Genomic DNA, 20913 nt, shown 5'->3' on the forward strand with positions numbered 1-20913 from the left:
GCATAAAAACGTATACAATTAAATATCGTAAAGAAGAAAATAGGAGAAGGACATGGCTAAGTCAAACTTTGAAAAAGTAGAATCAGTTGTTGGCTGGGTTCGTGATAAGAAGATCACAGGCTACCGTATCTCTAAAGAAACGAATGCGCGTGAAATGTCTATCATTGCTCTAGCGCAGGGTCGTGCAAAAGTAAAAAATATTTCATTTGAAACAGCTCTAGGTTTAATTGATTTCTATGAAAAAAATCATGAAAAATTTGAAGATTAATCTTTGGATAATGGCGGATTCTTGAATTGGGTCTGCCTTTTCATTTTTAGGACAGCAAAAAGACTGCACAAAGTTGATGCAGCCTTTTCTTTTTATTTGATACTCTTCGAAAATCAAATTCAAACCACGTCAACGTCGCCTTGCCGTACTCGAGTACAGCCTGCAGCTAGTTTCCTAGTTTGCTCTTTGATTTTCATTGAGTATGAGATAACGTTGAAGGAATTCTTTTGTTCGGTCTTCTTTAGGATTGGTGAAGAGGTCTTCTGGTTTGCCTTCTTCAGCAATCACACCTTTATCCATAAAGATAACACGGTGAGAGACATCACGGGCGAATTCCATTTCGTGGGTCACGACAATCATAGTCAAGCCTTCCTGAGCCAGATCCTGCATGATTTTGAGGACTTCTCCAACCATTTCTGGATCGAGAGCTGATGTTGGCTCATCAAAGAGAATAGCGTCAGGATTCATGGAGAGGGCACGAGCGATGGCCACACGCTGTTTTTGACCACCTGAGAGTTGTTTAGGTTTGGCTTGCCAGTAGCGTTCTCCCATGCCGACTTTTTCCAAGTTTTCTTTGGCAACCTTTTCAGCTTCTGTACGTTCGCGTTTAAGGACAGTTGTCTGAGCGACGATTGTGTTTTCAAGCACGTTGAGATTTTCAAAGAGGTTAAAGGATTGGAACACCATTCCTAACTTTTCACGGTATTGCGTGAGATCATAGCCTTTTTCGAGGACATTTTGTCCATGATAAAGGATTTGTCCATCAGTTGGTGTTTCGAGTAGGTTAATGGAGCGTAGGAAGGTCGATTTTCCACTTCCAGAGCTTCCGATGATAGAGATTACCTCTCCCTTGTGAACAGTCAGAGAAATGTCTTTTAGCACTTCGTTTTGTCCATAGGATTTTTTGAGGTGTTTAATTTCAAGGATTGCTTGTGTCATTATTTCAAATCCTCCGTTTGCATTTGGTTAGCACCTGTAGTATAGGTATCCATATCCATGCGGCGTTCGATGAAGCGTAGGATACGTGTTACGGTGAAGGTGAGGACAAAGTAAATCACGGCGATGATTGTAAATGTCTGGAAGTATTGATAGGTTTGAGTTGCTACGGTATTTCCTGAGAAATAAAGTTCGACAACAGAGATAACGTTCAATACAGATGTATCTTTGATATTGATGACAAATTCATTACCAGTTGCTGGTAGGATATTACGGACTACCTGAGGGAGGACAATCTTACGCATGGTTTGGTTATGAGTCATACCAAGAGCAGTCGCAGCTTCAAATTGTCCCTTATCAACCGCTAGGATACCACCACGGACGATTTCAGTCATGTAGGCACCAGTGTTGATTGAAACGATGAAGATAGCAGCCAGTGTGCGGTCAAGGTTGATACCGAAAGCTTGGGCAGTTCCGTAGTAGATAACCATCGATTGAACGATCATTGGGGTACCACGGAAAATTTCGATATAGACATTGAGAATCCAGCCGACTAGTTTTTGTAGGCCATAAATGGCTTTGTTTTCAGAGAGAGGAGCAGTACGGAAAACACCAATGGCAAGTCCAATAATGAGACCTGTGATAGTTCCGACAATAGAGATTAAAAGAGTGATACCAGCACCACGCAAGAGTTGTTGCCAGTTTTCAGAAAGAATTTTAGCGACTTGGCTAAAGAAACTACTACTAGTCTCTTCAGTTGTTGTAGCTTCGGCAGGTTGTTCCTTGATCATACGATCCATTAAGGCAACTTGGTCGTCTTTTGAAATGGTTTCAATGCTGGCATTGATTTGGCTAATACGATTGTCATCTTTACGAAGTCCAATAGCGATAGCTGTATCTTCTTCTCCAGTTTTGAAACCTGGTTCTACTTGAACCATCTTGAACTTAGAGTTGGCAGCTTCGGCAGTCAGTGCTTCAGGGCGTTCAGAAACATAGGCATCAATGACACCAGCCTCAAGAGCTTGGCGCATTTGAGCGAAGTCTCCCATGGCAGTTTCTTTTTTAGCGCCTGAGATTTGTGCAATCAAGTCGTAGAGGTAAACACCTTGTTGAGAAGTGATTTTCGCACCATTAAAGTCATCTAAAGATTTGGCATTTGCGTAGGTAGAATCTTTTTTGACAAGTAGAACGGGTTCGCTAGTGTAGTAACTGCTTGAAAAGGCAATTTCTTGTTTGCGTTCTGCAGTTGGACTCATACCTGCGATAATCATGTCAATCTTACCAGAAGTAAGGGCAGGGACTAGGCCTTCCCACTTTGTTTTAACAACCAAAGGTTCTTTACCTAAGTCCTTAGCGATTTTCTTGGCGATTTGGACATCGTATCCATTGGCATACTGGTTAGTCCCATCGATTTTGACAGCTCCATTGCTATCATCATCCTGAGTCCAGTTAAAGGGAGCATATGCTGCTTCCATCCCGATGCGTAAATATTCATCAGCTTGAGCAACATTGACAAGTCCCAGCATCAGCAAGAGACTTGTGAAAATAGATAAGTATATTTTTCTCATGATTTCTCCTATTTCTAATCTATTAAAAAATAACTGTCTCCTATTTTATCGAAAAAAACTCTATTTTTCAATATAGGTAAACCCTTACTTACGAAAAAATGATATAATGATAGCAAAGATAAAAAGGGGGCTTAGTTGATGAAAAAAACTTTTTTCTTACTAGTGTTAGGCTTATTTTTCCTTCTACCACTCTCTGTTTTTGCCATTGATTTCAAGATAAACTCCTATCAAGGGGATTTGTATATTCATGCAGATAATACAGCAGAATTTAGACAGAAGATAGTTTATCAGTTTGAGGAGGACTTTAAGGGCCAAATCGTGGGACTTGGACGTGCTGGCAAGATGCCTAGCGGATTTGACATTGATTCTCATCCAAAAGTTCAGGCATCGAAAAATGGTGCTGAACTAGCAGACGTTACTAGCGAAGTGATAGAAGAAGCGAATGGTTATACTGTGAAAGTTTATAATCCAGGTCAGGAAGGCGACACAGTTGAAGTTGATGTCACTTGGAACTTAAAAAATTTGCTTTTCCTATATGATGATATCGCTGAATTAAATTGGCAACCTTTAACAGATAGTTCAGGGGCTATTGGAAAGTTTGAATTTCATGTAAGGGGAGACAAGGGGGCTGAAAAACTCTTTTTCCATACAGGGAAACTTTTTAGAGAGGGAGCGATTGAAAAGAGTAACCTTGATTATACGATTCGTTTAGACAATCTTCCGGCTAAGCGTGGAGTTGAATTGCATGCCTATTGGCCTAGGGCCGATTTTGCTAGCGCTAGGGATCAGGGCTTGAAAGGAAATCGTTTAGAGGAGTTTAATAAGATAGAAGACTCGATTGTTAAAGAAAAAGAGCAAAGTAAACAACTTGTTACTTGGATTTTCCCTTCCCTACTTTCTATCTCCTTGTTATTGAGTGCCTGTTTCTATTTTATCTATAGAAGAAAGACCACTCCTTCAATTAAATATGCCAAAAATCATCGTCTCTATGAACCACCAATGGAATTAGAGCCTATGGTTTTATCAGAGGCTGTCTACTCGACCTCCTTGGAGGAAGTGAGTCCTCTAACAAAAGGAGCTGGCAAATTCACCTTTGACCAACTTATTCAAGCTACCTTGCTAGATGTGATAGACCGTGGGAATGTCTCTATTATTTCAGAAGGAGATGCAGTTGGGTTAAGGCTGGTAAAAGAAGATGGTTTGTCAAGTTTTGAGAAAGACTGCTTAAATCTGGCCTTTTCAGGAAAAAAAGAAGCAACTCTTTCCGATTTGTTTGCGGATTACAAGGTATCTGATAGTCTTTATCGTAGAGCAAAAGTCTCTGATGAAAAACGCATTCGAGCAAGAGGGCTTCAGCTCAAATCTTCTTTTGAAGAAGTATTAAAAGAGATGCAAGAAGGAGTGAGAAAGCGAGTTTCCTTCTGGGGACTCCCAGATTACTATCGTCCTTTAACTGGTGGGGAAAAGGCCTTGCAAGTGGGTATGGGTGTCTTGACTATCTTGCCTCTATTTATCGGATTTGGTTTGTTCTTGTACAGTTTGGACGTTTATGGCTATCTTTACCTCCCCTTGCCAATACTTGGTTTTCTAGGTTTGGTTTTGGCTGTTTTCTATTATTGGAAGCTTCGACTAGATAATCGTGATGGTGTCCTAAATGAATCAGGAGCAGAAGTCTACTATCTCTGGACTAGTTTTGAAAATATGTTGCGTGAGATTGCGAGATTGGATCAGGCTGAACTGGAAAGTATTGTAGTCTGGAATCGCCTCTTGGTCTATGCGACCTTATTTGGCTATGCGGACAAGGTCAGTCATTTGATGAAGGTTCATCATATTCAAGTGGAAAATCCAGATATTAATCTCTATGTAGCTTATGGCTGGCACAGTATGTTTTATCATTCAAGTGCGCAAATGAGCCATTATGCTAGTGTCGCAAATACAGCAAGTACCTACTCCGTATCTTCTGGAAGTGGAAGTTCGGGCGGTGGCTTCTCTGGAGGCGGAGGTGGCGGCAGTATCGGTGCCTTTTAAAGAGAGCTATCACAGGCTGAAAAAATATGCTATAATGGAAGATAGAAAAAGGAGTAATCTATGTATCTTATTGAAATTTTAAAATCTATCTTCTTCGGGATTGTTGAAGGAATTACGGAATGGCTACCGATTTCCAGTACAGGTCACTTGATTTTAGCAGAGGAATTTATCCAATACCAAAACCAAAATGAAGCCTTTATGTCCATGTTTAATGTCGTGATTCAGCTGGGTGCGATTTTAGCGGTTATGGTCATTTACTTTAATAAGCTCAATCCCTTTAAACTGACTAAGGACAAGCAGGAAGTTCGTAAGACTTGGAGACTATGGTTGAAGGTCTTGATTGCTACTTTACCTTTGCTTGCTGTCTTTAAATTTGACGATTGGTTTGATACCCACTTCCATAACATGGTTTCAGTTGCTCTCATGTTGATTATCTATGGAATTGCATTTATCTATTTGGAAAAGCGCAATAAAGCGCGTGCTATCGAGCCAAGTGTGACAGAATTGGATAAGCTTCCTTATACGACAGCCTTCTATATCGGACTCTTCCAAGTTCTTGCTCTTTTACCAGGAACCAGTCGTTCTGGAGCAACGATTGTTGGTGGTTTGTTAAATGGAACCAGTCGTTCTGTTGTAACAGAATTTACCTTCTATCTTGGAATTCCAGTTATGTTTGGAGCTAGTGCCTTAAAGATTTTCAAATTTGTAAAAGCAGGACAGCTCTTGAGCTTTGGGCAATTGTTCTTGCTCTTGGTTGCCATGGGAGTTGCCTTTGCAGTTAGCATGGTGGCTATTCGTTTCTTGACCAGCTATGTTAAAAAACACGACTTCACTCTTTTCGGTAAATACCGTATCGTGCTTGGTAGTATCTTGTTGCTTTACAGTTTTGTCCGTTTATTTGTATAATAAAAGCCTTGAAGAGCCAGCTCTTCAAGGTTTTATACTCAATGAAAATCAAAGAGCAAACTAGGAAGCTAGCTGCAGGCTGCTCAAAACACTGTTTTGAGATTGCAGATGGAAGCTGACGTGGTTTGAAGAGATTTTCGAAGAGTATTAAAAACCAGTCACGGTAATCCCCAACAGGCGGACACCTCTTTCTTTCTCGCTTAATTCTTCATAGAGTTGCAGGGCTATTTGGCTTATCTGACTAGCATCCTGTGTTTTTTGAGCAAGACTTTTTCGTTTAGTAAGAGTTGAAAAGTCCTCATAGCGAATCTTCAAAATGACAATCTTTCCAGCTTTTTCTTGTTGATGTAGATTGAGAGCGACTCTTTCTGATAGGAGAGTCAGCTCTTTTTTGATGTCTTCCTCGGCACGAAGAATCTTTCCATAGGTTTTCTCCTTCCCGATTGATTTACGGATACGATTGGATTTAACTGGAGAATTGTGAATGCCACGAGCCTTTCGATAAAGGTCATAGCCTAGTCTTCCAAAACGGTCTATTAGGGTCACTTCGGGAACTTCAAGTAGGTCAGCGCCAGTAAAAATACCCATTTGATGAAGACGTTCCACTGTCTTTTTTCCTACTCCATGAAACTTGGAAATATCCATTTGTTTGAGAAAATCCTCAGCTTGGTCAGGTAGAATCACTGTCAGACCATGTGGTTTTTGATAATCGCTGGCCATTTTAGCTAAGAACTTGTTGTAAGAAACACCGGCAGAAGCAGTTAGATGAAGTTCTTGCCAGATATCCTCTTGAATGAGACGAGCGATTTTGACTGCCGACTTAATCCCGAGTTTATTTTCTGTTACATCCAAATAGGCTTCGTCGATGCTCATGGGTTCAATCAAATCTGTATAGCGCTTAAAAATAGCTCGAATCTGGAGGCCCACAGCTTTATATTTTTCATAATTCCCTGAGATAAAGACAGCCTGGGGACATCGTTCATAGGCTTCCTTGGAACTCATAGCAGAATGAACACCAAAAGCTCGTGCCTCATAGCTGCAGGTCGAAACGACTCCCCGTCCACCTGTTTGTCGAGGGTCGCTTCCTATAATGACGGGTTTTCCTCTGAGTTTAGGATTATCCCTGATTTCCACCGCAGCAAAAAAGGCATCCATGTCAATATGGATGATTTTTCTTGACAAGTCATTTAATAAGGGGAAAATCAACATGCCTAGCACCTTTTTACTGCTTATTTTCTTTTATTATACCCTTTTTTCTGAAAAAAAGAAAAAAGGACTTTATTTTTTCAAAAATATAATACAGTTCAGGACAAAATATAGACTGTTTTAGAAAAGAAAGTGTAAAAATAGGGGTTTTCCACTTGTTGAAATCGTTTACTGTGTGGTATACTGAATACATGAATGTAACAGATGACTGTTACTAGAAAGATAAAAGAGGACATTAACATGGTTGTTAAGACAGTTGTTGAAGCACAGGACATTTTTGACAAAGCCTGGGAAGGCTTTAAAGGTGTTGACTGGAAAGAAAAAGCAAGTGTATCACGCTTTGTACAAGCTAACTACACACCTTATGATGGAGATGAAAGCTTCCTTGCAGGACCAACAGAGCGTTCACTTCACATTAAAAAAATCGTAGAAGAAACTAAAGCACACTACGAAGAAACTCGTTTCCCAATGGACACTCGTCCAACATCTATCGCTGATATCCCTGCAGGATTCATCGACAAAGAAAACGAAGTTATTTATGGTATCCAAAATGATGAACTCTTCAAATTGAACTTCATGCCAAAAGGTGGTATCCGTATGGCTGAAACTACTTTGAAGGAAAATGGATATGAACCAGACCCAGCTGTTCACGAAATTTTCACTAAATACGTAACAACTGTTAATGATGGTATCTTCCGTGCTTACACTTCAAACATCCGTCGTGCTCGCCACGCTCACACTGTAACTGGTCTTCCAGATGCATACTCACGTGGACGTATCATCGGTGTTTATGCACGTCTTGCGCTTTACGGTGCAGACTACTTGATGCAAGAAAAAGTTAACGACTGGAACTCAATCGAAGAAATCGATGAAGAAACAATCCGTCTTCGTGAAGAAATCAACCTTCAATATCAAGCATTGCAACAAGTTGTTCGCTTGGGTGATCTTTACGGAGTTGATGTTCGCAAACCAGCGATGAACGTTAAAGAAGCTATCCAATGGGTAAACATTGCCTTTATGGCTGTCTGCCGTGTTATCAACGGTGCAGCTACATCTCTAGGACGTGTGCCAATCGTGTTAGATATCTACGCAGAACGTGACCTTGCTCGTGGAACATTTACTGAATCAGAAATTCAAGAATTTGTTGATGATTTCGTTATGAAACTTCGTACAGTTAAATTTGCTCGTACAAAAGCTTACGACCAATTGTACTCAGGTGACCCAACCTTCATCACAACTTCTATGGCTGGTATGGGTAACGACGGTCGTCACCGCGTTACTAAGATGGACTACCGTTTCTTGAACACTCTTGATAACATCGGTAACTCACCAGAACCAAACTTGACAGTTCTTTGGACTGACAAATTGCCATACAACTTCCGTCGCTACTGTATGCACATGAGCCACAAACACTCTTCTATCCAATACGAAGGTGTAACAACAATGGCTAAAGATGGATATGGTGAAATGAGCTGTATTTCATGCTGTGTGTCTCCACTTGACCCAGAAAATGAAGAACAACGCCACAACATCCAATACTTCGGTGCTCGTGTAAACGTGTTGAAAGCCCTTCTTACTGGTTTGAACGGTGGTTACGACGATGTTCACAAAGACTACAAAGTATTTGATATCGAACCAATCCGTGACGAAGTTCTTGAATTTGAATCAGTTAAAGCTAACTTTGAAAAATCTCTTGACTGGTTGACTGACACTTACGTAGATGCTTTGAACATCATCCACTACATGACAGATAAGTACAACTACGAAGCTGTTCAAATGGCCTTCTTGCCAACTAAACAACGTGCTAACATGGGATTCGGTATCTGTGGATTTGCCAATACTGTTGACACATTGTCAGCTATCAAATACGCTACAGTTAAACCAATCCGTGATGAAAATGGCTACATCTACGATTACGAAACAATCGGTGAATACCCACGTTGGGGTGAAGATGACCCACGTTCAAATGAATTGGCAGAATGGTTGATTGAAGCTTACACAACTCGTCTACGTAGCCATAAACTTTACAAAGACGCTGAAGCTACAGTATCACTTTTGACAATCACATCTAACGTTGCTTACTCTAAACAAACTGGTAACTCACCAGTTCACAAAGGTGTATACCTCAACGAAGATGGTTCTGTGAACTTGTCTAAACTTGAATTCTTCTCACCAGGTGCTAACCCATCTAACAAAGCTAAAGGTGGATGGTTGCAAAACTTGAACTCACTTGCTAGCCTTGACTTTGGTTATGCAGCTGATGGTATCTCATTGACAACTCAAGTTTCACCACGTGCTCTTGGTAAAACTCGTGACGAACAAGTTGATAACTTGGTAACAATCCTTGATGGTTACTTCGAAAACGGTGGACAACACGTTAACTTAAACGTTATGGACTTGAACGATGTTTACGAAAAGATCATGTCAGGTGAAGACGTAATCGTACGTATCTCTGGATACTGTGTAAACACTAAATACCTTACTCCAGAACAAAAAACTGAATTGACACAACGTGTCTTCCACGAAGTTCTTTCAATGGATGATGCCTTGGACGCATTGAGCTAATCAAGTTCTTGAATAATGAAATAAGTAACCCTCGGTCAGTCGACTGAGGGTTGTTTTTGGTGTTGAAATTCCATAAGTCAAGCACTGAAATGTCTGACCAGGATTCAAAGATACTTCTTGAGTTAGGGGAGTATTTAATACTCTTCGAAAATCTCTTCAAAGCATGCTAGTTTTATCTGCTGACTTAAAGCAGGTGTTTTGAGAACTCTGTGGCTTGCTTCCTAGTTTGCTCTTTGATTTTCATTGAGTATTAAAAAGAGTTCGTTTCATTCTGGAAGGTGGTCTGAAATAAAAACACCACACTTTGTGAGGAAACAAGGTGTGGTTGTATTTTATCTCTTAGACCAAGTTCTCTTCATAAAGAGAAGGAGGATTGGGTAAATCTCCAAGCGGCCTGCAATCATTGCAAAGGAGAGGAGAATTTTTGAGATAGGACTAAAGATTGAGAAGCTAGAAGTGGTTCCTAGAATAGGTCCGATATTATTGAAACAGCTAAAGACAGCACTGGTCACAATCAGGAAATCATTGCTATCTAGGCTGACAATAAAGATAAGTGCTAGCAAAATCATAGCATAGATGACAAAGTACTTGAGAATCTTATGCTGGGTATCCTTGTCAATCACCGTTTTATTCACATGGAGGGTCAAAACACGGTGGGGAGATAAGATTGATAAAATTTGATTTTTAGCAATTTTTGAAAGGATGAGGCCTCGAATAACCTTGAGTCCACCTGCTGTTGATCCAGCAGAACCACCGATTGCCATGAGGAAGAGGAGGATAAACTGGGAGAAGAGGGGCCAGTTGGTAATATCTCCATATCCAAAACCAGTTGTTGTAATGATGTTAGAAACTTGGAAAAATGCCATTTCAAAACTCTTTGAAAATCCCGGGTAGAGGTAGAGGGTGTTGAGGCTGATCAATCCTGTAGAAATTAGAACGATGACCAAGTAAGCCCTAAGCTCTTCATCTCCAAAAAAGGCCTTGACGCGACGGAGCATGAGGTAGTAGTAGAGGTTGAAATTTACCCCAAAAACCAGAACCCCGATACTAACTAGATAGGTAATCAGTGAGCTACCATATTGGGCAATTCCGTCGTTATAGACGGTAAATCCTCCTGTACCTGCTGTACCCATAGCGATAACAAAACTATCGTAGAGAGGCATACCTGCTAGATAGTAGATAATCACAAAAAGAGAAAAGAGAGCTAGATAAAGGAGATAGAGAATCTGGGCAGTGTTTTTTAGTTTGGATACAACCTTACCAAAGACAGGGCCAGGAACCTCAGCCTTCATCACCTCTAGGTGGCTATTCTTGGCATTGTCCATAATAGCAAGTGCAAAAACAAGCACTCCCATCCCTCCAATCAAGTGGGTAAAACTTCGCCAGAAGAGGAGAGAACGACTAAGAACCGAAACGTCGTTCAGAATAGTTGCTCCAGTAGTTGTAAAGCCAGAACTGATTTCAAAAAAGGCATCGATAACGCTGGGAATTTGGCCAGCGAAGACAAAGGGGAGACCCCCAAAGAAAGACCAAAGGATCCAACAAAGGGCAACAATCAAGATTCCCTCCTTGGCATAAATCCGTTGATTTTTTGGCTTTTGTAAAATACCTGAACCACCTAGTAATACGAGAATTCCAATCGTTGTAAAGAGGGCTGTAAATACTTGACTCGATTCATGGTAATAGACAGCGATAGCCACAGGAACCAAGAGGAGAACGGCTTCAATCAAAAGTAATTTTGAAAGGAGGTAACGAATCATACTTTTATTCATCTCTTACCTCGCAATCAAGTCATAAATCTTGGTGATGTTTGGCAACAAGGTTGTTACTAGGAGCTTATCTCCAACTTCCAGCATATCCTCTCCAGTAGGGAAAATAGTCTTGCCTTTTCGAATGATAGCTGCAATCAGGACCCCTTTTTTCAATTTCAGTTGAGAAAGAGGTTTGGCAGTCATTTTATTGGCTTCCTTGATATGGAATTGCAGGGTTTCAATTTGACCGTTGGCTAGATGGTGCATGGCTTGAAGGTCTGAATATTGGGCATTAACACGACCACGAATAAAGTGCATAATCGTATCTACAGCAATGCTTTTAGGTGTGATGATACTTGAAAAATCAGGCGCATTGATAATCTCGAGGAGACTGGTACGATTGACCTTAGTGATGTTTTTCTGTACACCTACGCTGTCAAGGAACATAGAAGTAATCAGATTTTCCTCATCGACTCCTGTTAGAGTCGCAACGGCATCATAGTTTTGAGCACTTTCTTCCAGCAGGATATCTTTTGCGGTACCATCTCCTTGAACGATGTAGAGATTTGGGAATTTCTCGCTAAAGAAGCTGGCGATTTCAGGATTGATTTCAATAACCTTGGTATCGATACGACTGTCTTTGAGAATACCCAGTAGATAATAGGCAATTCTACCTGCTCCAACAATGAGAAGGCTCTTCACAGCACGAGATTTGAAATAATTATGGAAAAGCATCATATCAACACGGTTACCAGTGACAAAGATTCTATCTTTATCCTGTATGGTCATGTCACCACTTGGGATGATAATTTGATGATCCCTCTCTATCGCACAGACAATGATGTTGCCAAATTTTTTCCGAAAATCAGAAATGGGCATTTGACAAAGACCGCTAGTGGACTTGACGACAAATTCCATCAGGCTAACGCGCCCACCAGCAAAGCGTTCGACAGATAGGGCGTTGGGGAAGTCAATGATATTGGCGATAGCACGAGCAGCCAAAAGTTCAGGGTTGACGATAAGAGAAAAACCAAGAATATTCTTTTCTTTGAAATAAGAGTTAGAGTATTCAGGATTTCGTACCCGAACGATGGTTTCTTTAGCCCCCATTTTCTTAGCTAGAACAGCTGCAATCATGTTTACTTCATCGTACTCAGTCAAGGCGATAAAGATATCACAATCCTGGACACTGGCTTGCTCAAGGATGGCAAAATCAGCTCCGTTACCAAGGATACCCATGATATCAAAACGACTGACGATATGATTGAGGACGGCTTCGTCTTGTTCAATCAGCAAAACATCGTGCTTTTCTGCAACCAAGGAGCGACAGAGGGCAAAACCAACTTTTCCCCCTCCGACAAGGATAATTTTCATATTAAAACCTACTTTTTCATGATGTAACTATCATACCCTTTTTCAAGAAAAAATGCACCTACTAGCTAATAAGCAGAGCTTTTAGTAGAAATTTGCTATAAGGTAAAACTATACCCTAAGCAATTAAAATAGCTATTAGCACCTTTCTCTGAAATATGGTATGATAAAGAATATGTACTACTCAATAAAAATCAAAGAGCAAACTAGAAAGCTAGCCGCAGGCTGCTCAAAACACTGTTTTGAGGTTGCAGATAGAACTGACGAAGTCAGTAACATCTATACGGCAAGGCGAAGCTGACGTGGTTTGAATTTGATTTTCGAAGAGTATAAGGAGATAAAATGAATAATAATTTACTAGTATTACAATCAGACTTTGGTCTGGTTGATGGTGCGGTATCGGCTATGATTGGAGTGGCTTTAGAAGAGTCTCCAACCTTAAAAATTCATCATTTGACGCACGATATCACGCCTTATAATATTTTTGAGGGGAGCTACCGTCTCTTTCAGACGGTGGCTTACTGGCCTGAGGGAACTACTTTTGTATCGGTTGTCGATCCAGGTGTCGGCTCGAAACGTAAGAGTGTGGTTGCCAAGACTGCAAAAAATCAATACATTGTCACGCCAGACAATGGGACGCTTTCTTTTATCAAGAAACACGTTGGTATTGTAGCCATTCGTGAGATTTCTGAAGTGGCCAATAGACGTCAAAATACAGAGCATTCTTATACCTTCCACGGTCGTGATGTTTATGCCTATACTGGTGCTAAATTAGCCAGTGGTCACATTACTTTTGAGGAAGTGGGACCAGAGCTCAGTGTGGAGCAGATTGTGGAGCTTCCAGTCGTAGAGACCATCATAGAAGATCATCTGGTGAAGGGAGCCATTGATATTCTGGATGTGCGTTTTGGTTCACTTTGGACCTCTATCACGCGAGAAGAATTTTACAAGCTGGAACCAGCATTCGGTGACCGTTTTGAGGTGACTATCTATCATGCAGATATGCTGGTCTATCAAAATCAGGTTGTCTATGGCAAATCATTTGCAGATGTGAGAATTGGGCAGCCAATCCTTTACATTAACTCTCTCTATCGTTTGGGTCTGGCTATCAACCAAGGTTCCTTTGCCAAGGCCTATAATGTGGGTGTCGGTTCATCTTGGACCATTGAAATAAAGAAAATAGAATCATAAAATAGGAGAATATAGATGAAAAATCAATCAATTAAACAAGTTGTTGCTATCGGTGTTGGAGCTGCGCTCTTTGTTGTCATCGGGATGATCAGCATTCCGACCCCTGTTCCAAATACAAGCATCCAGCTTCAGTATGCGGTACAGAGCCTCTTATCTATCATTTTTGGCCCTCTAGTGGGATTACTTGTTGGTTTAATTGGGCATGCAGTGAAGGACTCTCTTGCTGGCTACGGTCTTTGGTGGACGTGGATTATTGCTAGTGGGCTCTTTGGTCTAGCTGTAGGACTCTTTAGAAAATACATTCGAGTAACACAGGGTGTTTTTGAGTTGAAGGATATTGTCTTCTTTAACCTCATTCAGATTGTCGCAAATGCTCTGGTTTGGGGTGTTTTGGCACCACTTGGAGATGTTGTGATTTATCAAGAAGCGGCAGAAAAAGTATTTGCTCAAGGGATTGTTGCGGGAATTGCTAACGCTGTAACTATAGCTATCGCAGGTACCCTTCTCTTGCTAGCTTATTCACGTACGCAGACTCGTTCAGGAAGTTTGAAAAAGGACTAACATAAAGGAAAAGGCTGGTGAACCGGTCTTTTTCGATGTTTATAGACTAGTTAGGCAAGCAAGCTAGGATTGGAAGCTTGTTGGCGCTACGATTTTATACTCAATGAAAATCAAAAAGCAAACTAGGAAGCTAGCTGCAAGCTGCTCAAAACACTGTTTTGAGGTTGCAGATAGAACTGACGAAGTCAGCTCAAAACACCGTTTTGAGGTTGTAGATAAGACTGACGAAGTCAGCTCAAAACACCGTTTTGAGGTTGTAGATAAGACTGACGAAGTCAGTAACCATACCTACGACAAGGCGACGCTGACGAGGTTTGAAGAGATTTTCGAAGAGTATTAAGAGAAGTGTCTGCAAGAAGGGGTTAATTTATGATAAAATAGAAGTCTAAGAAGCGAATGAAGAGAGTAAGATGAAAGAAGCTATAATTGAGTGGAAGGATTTCTCTTTCCAGTATGAAACACAACAAGAACCTACCTTGCAAGGGGTGGACTTAACCATTTACAAGGGAGAGAAAGTCTTAATTGTTGGGCCATCTGGGTCAGGTAAGTCTACCTTGGGTCAGTGTTTGAATGGAATTATTCCCAATATCTATAAAGGTCAGACATCTGGAGAATTTTTGATAAAGGGGCAAGCTACCTTTGATATGAGCATTTATGACAAATCTCATTTAGTTAGTACAGTCTTGCAAGATACAGATGGACAATTTATTGGTTTATCCGTGGCAGAAGATTTGGCTTTTGCTCTGGAAAATGATGTGACAGATCTAGAAGAGATGAAAAGTCGTGTTCATAGGTGGGCAGAAAAGTTGGACCTTATTTCTTTACTGAATCAGCGTCCTCAGGATTTGTCAGGTGGACAAAAGCAGCGGGTCAGTCTGGCTGGTGTCTTGATTGATGAAAGTCCGATTCTCTTGTTTGATGAGCCACTCGCCAATCTGGATCCCAAGTCAGGTCAGGACATTATCGAGTTGATTGACCAGATTCATAAGGAAGAGGGGACGACGACCCTTATTATTGAGCACCGTTTGGAGGATGTTCTGCATCGGTCTGTGGATCGGATTGTCTTGATAAACGATGGTCGTATCCTCTTTAATGGGAGTCCTGACCAGTTACTAGCGACTGATTTATTGACTCAAAATGGAATTCGAGAACCCCTTTATCTGACCACTCTCCGTCAATTGGGTGTGGATTTAGTCAAGGAAGAACAATTAGCAGATCTGGATAACTTGTCTATCTCAAAAGGTCAGGTTCAGTTGCAGACTGAACTTTCAAAAGAGAGACCAGAATTGAAGTCACTCTTTCGACTTGAAGATGTATCTTTCGCTTACGATGATAGACCGATTTTAAAATCCATTGATTTGGATATTAAAAAGGGTGAAAAGATTGCCATTGTCGGAAAAAATGGAGCAGGGAAGTCAACTCTAGCCAAGGCCTTAAGTAGCTTTATCCAGACTGAAGGCCGCTATCTTTGGGAAGGACAGGATATAAAAGAAGATTCTGTTGCAGAGCGGGCGGAACGAGTAGGCTATGTACTGCAAAATCCCAATCAAATGATTTCAACCAATATGATTTTTGATGAGGTGGCTCTAGGACTTCGTTTGCGAGGTGTGAACGATCAGGAAATTGAAACGAGAGTCTATGAAACCTTGAAAATCTGTGGTCTCTATGAATTCCGTAATTGGCCCATTTCTGCTCTGTCATTTGGTCAGAAAAAACGTGTGACTATTGCCTCGATTTTGGTCTTGGGAGCTGAAATTATCCTCTTAGATGAACCGACAGCAGGTCAAGACCAGAAGAACTACACTGAAATTATGGAGTTTCTAGAAGAACTGCATCAAAAAGGTCATACCATTGTCATGATTACCCATGATATGCAATTGATGCTGGATTATTCAGACCGAGCTCTTGTCATGGTGGATGGGGAACTGATTGCCGATACTGATCCAGCTAGTCTGTTGAGCAATCCTGAGCTGTTAGTAAAAGCCAATCTAAAAGAAACCTCTATCTTTAACTTGGCCAAGAAACTGGGTGTAGATCCACTTGCTTTAACGGCATTTTACAAAGAAAGGAGAGAAGGATGCAAGCTAAATTAATCGGTTACCAGCATAGAAATACTGTGATTCATCGCTTGTCAGGAGCTGGAAAACTTCTCTTTTTCATTCTGGTCTCATTGGCGGCCATGATTAGCTATGATACCAGACTGCTTGTTCTGATTGCCATCTTTTCGGTCTTTCTCCTCTATTTTTCAGAGATCCGCTTTAAAGATGTTTCCTTTGTGGCCGTTTTTGCGACGGTATTTGCCGTTTTAAACGTCTTGATGGTCTATCTCTTTTCTCCCGAGTATGGGGTTGGACTTTACGGAGAGAGAAGCGTGATTTGGCAGGGAATCGGTGCCTACACTTTGACCAGCCAGGAGCTCTTTTATCTGCTAAATCTGGCCATTAAGTACCTCTGCACCATTCCTCTGGCTATTATCTTTTTGATGACAACTCATCCTAGTCAGTTTGCTTCCAGTTTAAATCAAATTGGTGTGCCCTACAAGATTGCCTATTCTGTCAGCCTGACCTTGCGTTATATTCCAGATTTGCAGGAAGAATTCTTTACTATCAAGATGTCTCAGGAAGCGCGTGGGATGGAATTATCCAAGAAAGCTTCTCTCATGCAACGAATCAAAGGCAATCTCCGCATTATTACGCCCTTGATTTTTAGCTCGCTAGAACGCATTGATACCATCGCGACAGCCATGGAGCTTCGTCGCTTTGGGAAAGAGAAAAAGCGGACTTGGTATAGTTATCAGGCTTTGAAAAAAGGAGATTATCTTACCTTGCTCTTGGCAGCTGTGTTTTTAGTAGCTAGTTTACTACTTATCTTGCAGAATCACGGACGATTTTACAACCCTTGGAAATAGCTTGAAAAAATTGAAAAAATCAAGTCGTTTCTATTGACAATGATTCTGAAAGTGTTATACTAAGAAAGTAGTTTCGCTGATTTACTTCAAACCTGTTGTGAGGTAAGTTAACGATGCCTTAACCACGCTGTTTGCTGAGCTTGACTCCGGGCAGTGTGGCTATTTTTTTGCAATGGTGAAAGGAAGCAAGTCATGACAAATCACATTGTATTATTTGAACCTCAGATTCCACAAAATACAGGCAATATTGCGCGTACTTGCGCTGCGACCAATTCTCCCCTCCACATCATCAAGCCAATGGGCTTTCCTATTGATGACCGCAAGATGAAGAGAGCTGGATTGGATTATTGGGATAAACTAGAGATTTATTTTTACGACAGTTTAGAAGACTTCATGTCTCAGATGAAGGGCAAACTCTATCTGATTTCGAAATTTGCTGAAAAAGTATATTCTGAAGTGGATTTATCGACTGACGAAGACCATTATTTTCTCTTTGGACGTGAAGACAAGGGCTTGCCTGAAGACTTTATGCGAGAACATCCTGAAAAGGCTCTCCGTATTCCCATGAATGATGAACATGTCCGCAGTCTCAATGTGTCAAATACCGTCTGCATGATTGTCTATGAAGCGCTCCGTCAGCAGAACTTTGCAGGTCTTGAGCTTGTTCATACCTATGAAGTGGATAAATTGAAATAAAAAATGAAAACGAACAAAATGCTTGCGCTTGCAAGCGTTTTTTGTTATGATAAAAGAGTCTTCAGGGCAGGGTGAAATTCCCGACCGGCGGTAAATTTGACTATCTATTTTAGCCAAATAAGTCCGCGAGCGCAAGCTGATGTGGTGAGATTCCACAACCGACAGTATAGTCTGGATGGGAGAAGACGAAAGAATAGCTTTGTCTGTTCTGATGGATTTATAGCCAAACTGTAACCGCTTGCTCTGGTAGAGTGAGAGGGAACTTTTGCGATATAAAAAGTGAGAATAGATAGAGGAATCCTTTCCAACTTCTTCTGATTTTATAGAAAATTGGAGGAACCTGTTATGACAAACACACGTCGACTTTCGACCATTGCAATTCTATCAGCCATTTCATTTGTGCTGATGTACTTTGATTTTCCGCTCTTGCCAGCGGCGTCCTTCCTCAAGATCGAATTTAGTATCTTGCCAGTCCTTGTGGGCTTGGTGATCATGGATTTGCCTGCTGCTCTAGGAGTTCTCTTGCTTCGCTCACTCTTGAAACTGCTTCTTAATAGTCAGGGAGTGAATACTTACATTGGCTTGCCAATGAATATCGTAGCTTTGGGAGTTTTTGTCATCGTCTTTGCTTTGATTTGGAAAAAGGAACGGACAACCCTTCGTTTCCTACTAGGCTCTCTAGCTGGGACTATTGGTTTAACCGTGGCTATGTTGGTTCTCAACTATGTTTACGCTGTTCCTTTGTACGCTAAGTTTGCTAACTTTGATATTGGAAAAATTTTGGGACTTTCCAACTACCTAATGACCATGGTATTACCTTTTAACTTGATTGAGGGTGTAATCTTTTCCGTTTCATTCTGGTTGTTGTACGTTCTCTTGAAACCAACCTTAAAACATTATGAAAGATAAACAAACATTTTTAATGAAGGGCAGTTTTGCCCTTTTACTTTTCGTCCTTCTTGGCTATATGGTCAAGTTTTATCCCGAAACGCTGGTCGGTTTTGACCAACCGATTCAGACAGCTATTCGTGGGGATTTGCCAGATTATTTGACTGTTCTTTTCCGAGCCATCACACGCCTGATTGATATTCCAGTGATTATCACTTGGGTTGCCATCGCAGCCTTTATCTTTTATCGTAAGCAGTGGAAGATAGAAAGCTACTTCATGGCGGGTAATCTAGCCTTAGCCGGTCTTTTGATTGTGACCTTTAAAAATATTTACCAGCGCCCACGACCAGTTATCTTACACCTAGTCGAGGAGAAGGGATTTTCCTTCCCAAGCGGGCATTCTCTGGCTGTAACCTTGATGGTAGGTACTTTGATTGTCATTCTCAGTCAACGAATTAAAGATCCAGTATGGAAAAAAATCGTACAAATCGTGCTAGGTCTATACCTAGTCAGTGTGCTGGTATCAAGGATCTATCTAGGAGTTCACTACCCATCAGATGTTCTTGCCAGTCTCTGTGTGGGTTTGGGAGTCTTGTTTATCGAATTTCCTTTCTATGACAAACTTCGCTTCCAATGGCGATTTAAAGGCAAGCAGAAGTGAGATAGGTCTTGCAAGAATGGTAAAAATCTGATAAACTAAGTAGTAATTGAATAGGAATCCGCAAGACTAGTAACTCAAGGGAAGTATATCAGGGAGGAGAGCCGTGACTGCAAGCTCTCTATATGAAAGCTGGGTGAATTCACTTGCGCATGGATTTAGAAATGAAGGTCTGGCTTGTCAGATGAAAACGGATGGTACCGCGTGTCAACGCTCCGAGTGGAGTTTTTGATATGTGGTTTTCTTTTTATCTACGAGAGACTGATGGAGGAATTATGTCAACTATTGAAGAACAATTAAAAGCGCTTCGCGAAGAAACGCTGGCTAGCTTGAAGCAGATTTCTGCTGAAAATGAAAAAGAGATGCAAGATTTGCGTGTCTCTGTCCTTGGTAAAAAGGGTTCGCTTACTGAAATCCTCAAAGGGATGAAAGATGTCTCTGCTGAGATGCGTCCAATTATAGGAAAACACGTCAATGAAGCTCGTGATGTCTTGACAGCTGCTTTTGAAGAAACAGCTAAGCTCTTGGAAGAAAAGAAAGTCGCAGCTCAACTTGCTAGCGAGAGTATCGATGTGACACTTCCAGGTCGTCCAGTTGCGACGGGGCACCGTCACGTTTTGACACAAACCAGTGAAGAAATCGAAGATATTTTCATCGGTATGGGTTACCAAGTCGTGGATGGTTTTGAAGTGGAGCAAGACTACTATAACTTTGAACGTATGAACCTTCCAAAAGACCACCCAGCCCGTGATATGCAGGACACTTTCTACATCACAGAAGAAATCTTGCTCCGTACCCACACGTCTCCAGTTCAGGCGCGTGCTATGGATGCCCATGATTTTTCTAAAGGTCCTTTGAAGATGATCTCGCCAGGGCGTGTCTTCCGTCGTGATACGGATGATGCGACTCACAGTCACCAGTTCCACCAAATCGAAGGCTTGGTTGTTGGGAAAAATATCTCTATGGCTGACCTTCAAGGAACGCTTCAGTTGATTGTGCAGAAAATGTTTGGTGAAGAGCGTCAGATTCGTCTGCGTCCATCTTACTTCCCATTCACAGAGCCATCTGTTGAGGTGGATGTTTCCTGCTTCAAGTGTGGTGGAGATGGCTGTAATGTATGTAAGAAAACAGGTTGGATCGAAATTATGGGTGCCGGTATGGTTCACCCACGAGTCCTTGAGATGAGTGGTATCGATGCGACTGTTTACTCTGGATTTGCCTTTGGTCTTGGACAAGAACGTGTAGCTATGCTCCGTTATGGAATCAACGATATTCGTGGATTCTACCAAGGAGATGTACGCTTCTCAGAACAGTTTAAATAAGATTGAAATCTGAAACACAATCCTAAACAGTCGTTCTCGTCTTCACATTGTCTAGAAATTGAAACGACTGACTCGAAGAAAAAGAAAGGA

Annotated in this window: 18 protein-coding genes and 1 riboswitch; of the genes, 13 read left to right on the forward strand and 5 right to left on the reverse strand. The window is 41.2% G+C overall.

Annotation, left to right across the window (positions count from 1 at the left end; translation table 11 throughout):
* The first annotated feature begins 52 nt into the window (after positions 1 to 52).
* A complete protein-coding gene (locus QM959_RS07970) occupies positions 53 to 268 on the forward strand; it encodes a hypothetical protein (RefSeq protein ID WP_001130036.1) in 216 nt (71 codons plus the stop codon).
* 174 nt (positions 269 to 442) lie between these two features.
* Here the strand turns inward: QM959_RS07970 and QM959_RS07975 are convergent, their stop codons facing one another.
* Positions 443 to 1207 carry an amino acid ABC transporter ATP-binding protein gene (locus tag QM959_RS07975; RefSeq protein WP_414372577.1) on the reverse strand — a complete coding sequence of 255 codons (765 nt, stop codon included), beginning with the start codon at positions 1205 to 1207 and terminating at the stop codon, positions 443 to 445.
* Positions 1207 to 2772 carry an ABC transporter substrate-binding protein/permease gene (locus QM959_RS07980; RefSeq protein ID WP_414372579.1) on the reverse strand — a complete coding sequence of 522 codons (1566 nt, stop codon included), beginning with the start codon at positions 2770 to 2772 and terminating at the stop codon, positions 1207 to 1209. Before QM959_RS07980 ends, QM959_RS07975 begins: the two co-directional genes overlap by 1 nt.
* Positions 2773 to 2910: 138 nt before the next feature.
* Between QM959_RS07980 and QM959_RS07985 the strand changes: the two genes are divergently transcribed.
* Together QM959_RS07985 and QM959_RS07990 are read left to right on the forward strand one after the other, a co-directional pair.
* Positions 2911 to 4800, forward strand: a complete 1890-nt coding sequence (locus QM959_RS07985) for a DUF2207 family protein (protein WP_414372581.1) — start codon at positions 2911 to 2913, stop codon at positions 4798 to 4800.
* 60 nt (positions 4801 to 4860) lie between these two features.
* Positions 4861 to 5706, forward strand: coding sequence for an undecaprenyl-diphosphate phosphatase (locus QM959_RS07990; protein WP_414372583.1), 846 nt, complete (start codon positions 4861 to 4863; stop codon positions 5704 to 5706).
* Between the two features lie 147 nt (positions 5707 to 5853).
* On the opposite strand, the gene dinB is transcribed toward QM959_RS07990, so the two are convergent.
* Positions 5854 to 6915: a DNA polymerase IV gene (gene dinB / locus QM959_RS07995; protein WP_414372584.1), complete on the reverse strand. Its 1062-nt coding sequence runs from the start codon at positions 6913 to 6915 to the stop codon at positions 5854 to 5856.
* A 237-nt stretch (positions 6916 to 7152) separates the two neighbouring features.
* Between dinB and pflB the strand changes: the two genes are divergently transcribed.
* Entirely contained in the window at positions 7153 to 9477 is a 2325-nt protein-coding gene (gene pflB, locus QM959_RS08000) for a formate C-acetyltransferase (protein ID WP_414372586.1), read from the forward strand.
* A 332-nt stretch (positions 9478 to 9809) separates the two neighbouring features.
* Here pflB and QM959_RS08005 read toward each other — a convergent pair whose 3' ends face one another.
* Together QM959_RS08005 and trkA are read right to left on the reverse strand one after the other, a co-directional pair.
* Entirely contained in the window at positions 9810 to 11249 is a 1440-nt protein-coding gene (locus QM959_RS08005) for a TrkH family potassium uptake protein (protein ID WP_414372588.1), read from the reverse strand.
* Positions 11250 to 11252: 3 nt separating this feature from the next.
* Positions 11253 to 12602 carry a Trk system potassium transporter TrkA gene (trkA, locus tag QM959_RS08010; RefSeq protein ID WP_414372590.1) on the reverse strand — a complete coding sequence of 450 codons (1350 nt, stop codon included), beginning with the start codon at positions 12600 to 12602 and terminating at the stop codon, positions 11253 to 11255.
* A gap of 339 nt (positions 12603 to 12941) precedes the next feature.
* Here trkA and QM959_RS08015 point away from each other — a divergent pair, with 339 nt between their 5' ends.
* From QM959_RS08015 to pheS, 9 genes are all read left to right on the forward strand, one after another.
* A complete protein-coding gene (locus tag QM959_RS08015; protein ID WP_414372592.1) occupies positions 12942 to 13790 on the forward strand; it encodes an S-adenosyl-l-methionine hydroxide adenosyltransferase family protein in 849 nt (282 codons plus the stop codon).
* Between the two features lie 15 nt (positions 13791 to 13805).
* A complete protein-coding gene (locus QM959_RS08020) occupies positions 13806 to 14351 on the forward strand; it encodes an ECF-type riboflavin transporter substrate-binding protein (protein WP_000795927.1) in 546 nt (181 codons plus the stop codon).
* Between the two features lie 103 nt (positions 14352 to 14454).
* The gene (locus QM959_RS08025; protein WP_414372594.1) at positions 14455 to 14691 is read left to right on the forward strand and encodes a hypothetical protein; all 237 of its coding nucleotides are present in this window, start codon (positions 14455 to 14457) and stop codon (positions 14689 to 14691) included.
* Positions 14692 to 14761: 70 nt separating this feature from the next.
* Complete coding sequence (locus QM959_RS08030) at positions 14762 to 16444, forward strand: ABC transporter ATP-binding protein (RefSeq protein ID WP_414372596.1); 1683 nt, start codon at positions 14762 to 14764, stop codon at positions 16442 to 16444.
* Positions 16429 to 17259 (forward strand): energy-coupling factor transporter transmembrane component T family protein, encoded by an 831-nt coding sequence (locus QM959_RS08035; protein ID WP_414372598.1) that lies wholly within the window; start codon positions 16429 to 16431, stop codon positions 17257 to 17259. Before QM959_RS08030 ends, QM959_RS08035 begins: the two co-directional genes overlap by 16 nt.
* A gap of 192 nt (positions 17260 to 17451) precedes the next feature.
* Positions 17452 to 17955 (forward strand): tRNA (cytidine(34)-2'-O)-methyltransferase, encoded by a 504-nt coding sequence (locus tag QM959_RS08040; protein WP_050207395.1) that lies wholly within the window; start codon positions 17452 to 17454, stop codon positions 17953 to 17955.
* Between the two features lie 53 nt (positions 17956 to 18008).
* Positions 18009 to 18146: riboswitch (FMN riboswitch) on the forward strand.
* Positions 18147 to 18300: 154 nt separating this feature from the next.
* A complete protein-coding gene (locus tag QM959_RS08045; protein ID WP_247935478.1) occupies positions 18301 to 18864 on the forward strand; it encodes an ECF transporter S component in 564 nt (187 codons plus the stop codon).
* A complete protein-coding gene (locus QM959_RS08050) occupies positions 18854 to 19504 on the forward strand; it encodes a phosphatase PAP2 family protein (protein WP_247935479.1) in 651 nt (216 codons plus the stop codon). The genes QM959_RS08045 and QM959_RS08050 overlap by 11 nt, the downstream gene beginning before the upstream one ends.
* A gap of 272 nt (positions 19505 to 19776) precedes the next feature.
* The gene (pheS, locus tag QM959_RS08055) at positions 19777 to 20823 is read left to right on the forward strand and encodes a phenylalanine--tRNA ligase subunit alpha (protein ID WP_247935480.1); all 1047 of its coding nucleotides are present in this window, start codon (positions 19777 to 19779) and stop codon (positions 20821 to 20823) included.
* Positions 20824 to 20913 lie beyond the last annotated feature (90 nt).

This window comes from Streptococcus mitis (genome assembly GCF_047459985.1).
Taxonomy (GTDB): Bacteria; Bacillota; Bacilli; order Lactobacillales; family Streptococcaceae; genus Streptococcus; species Streptococcus mitis_DZ.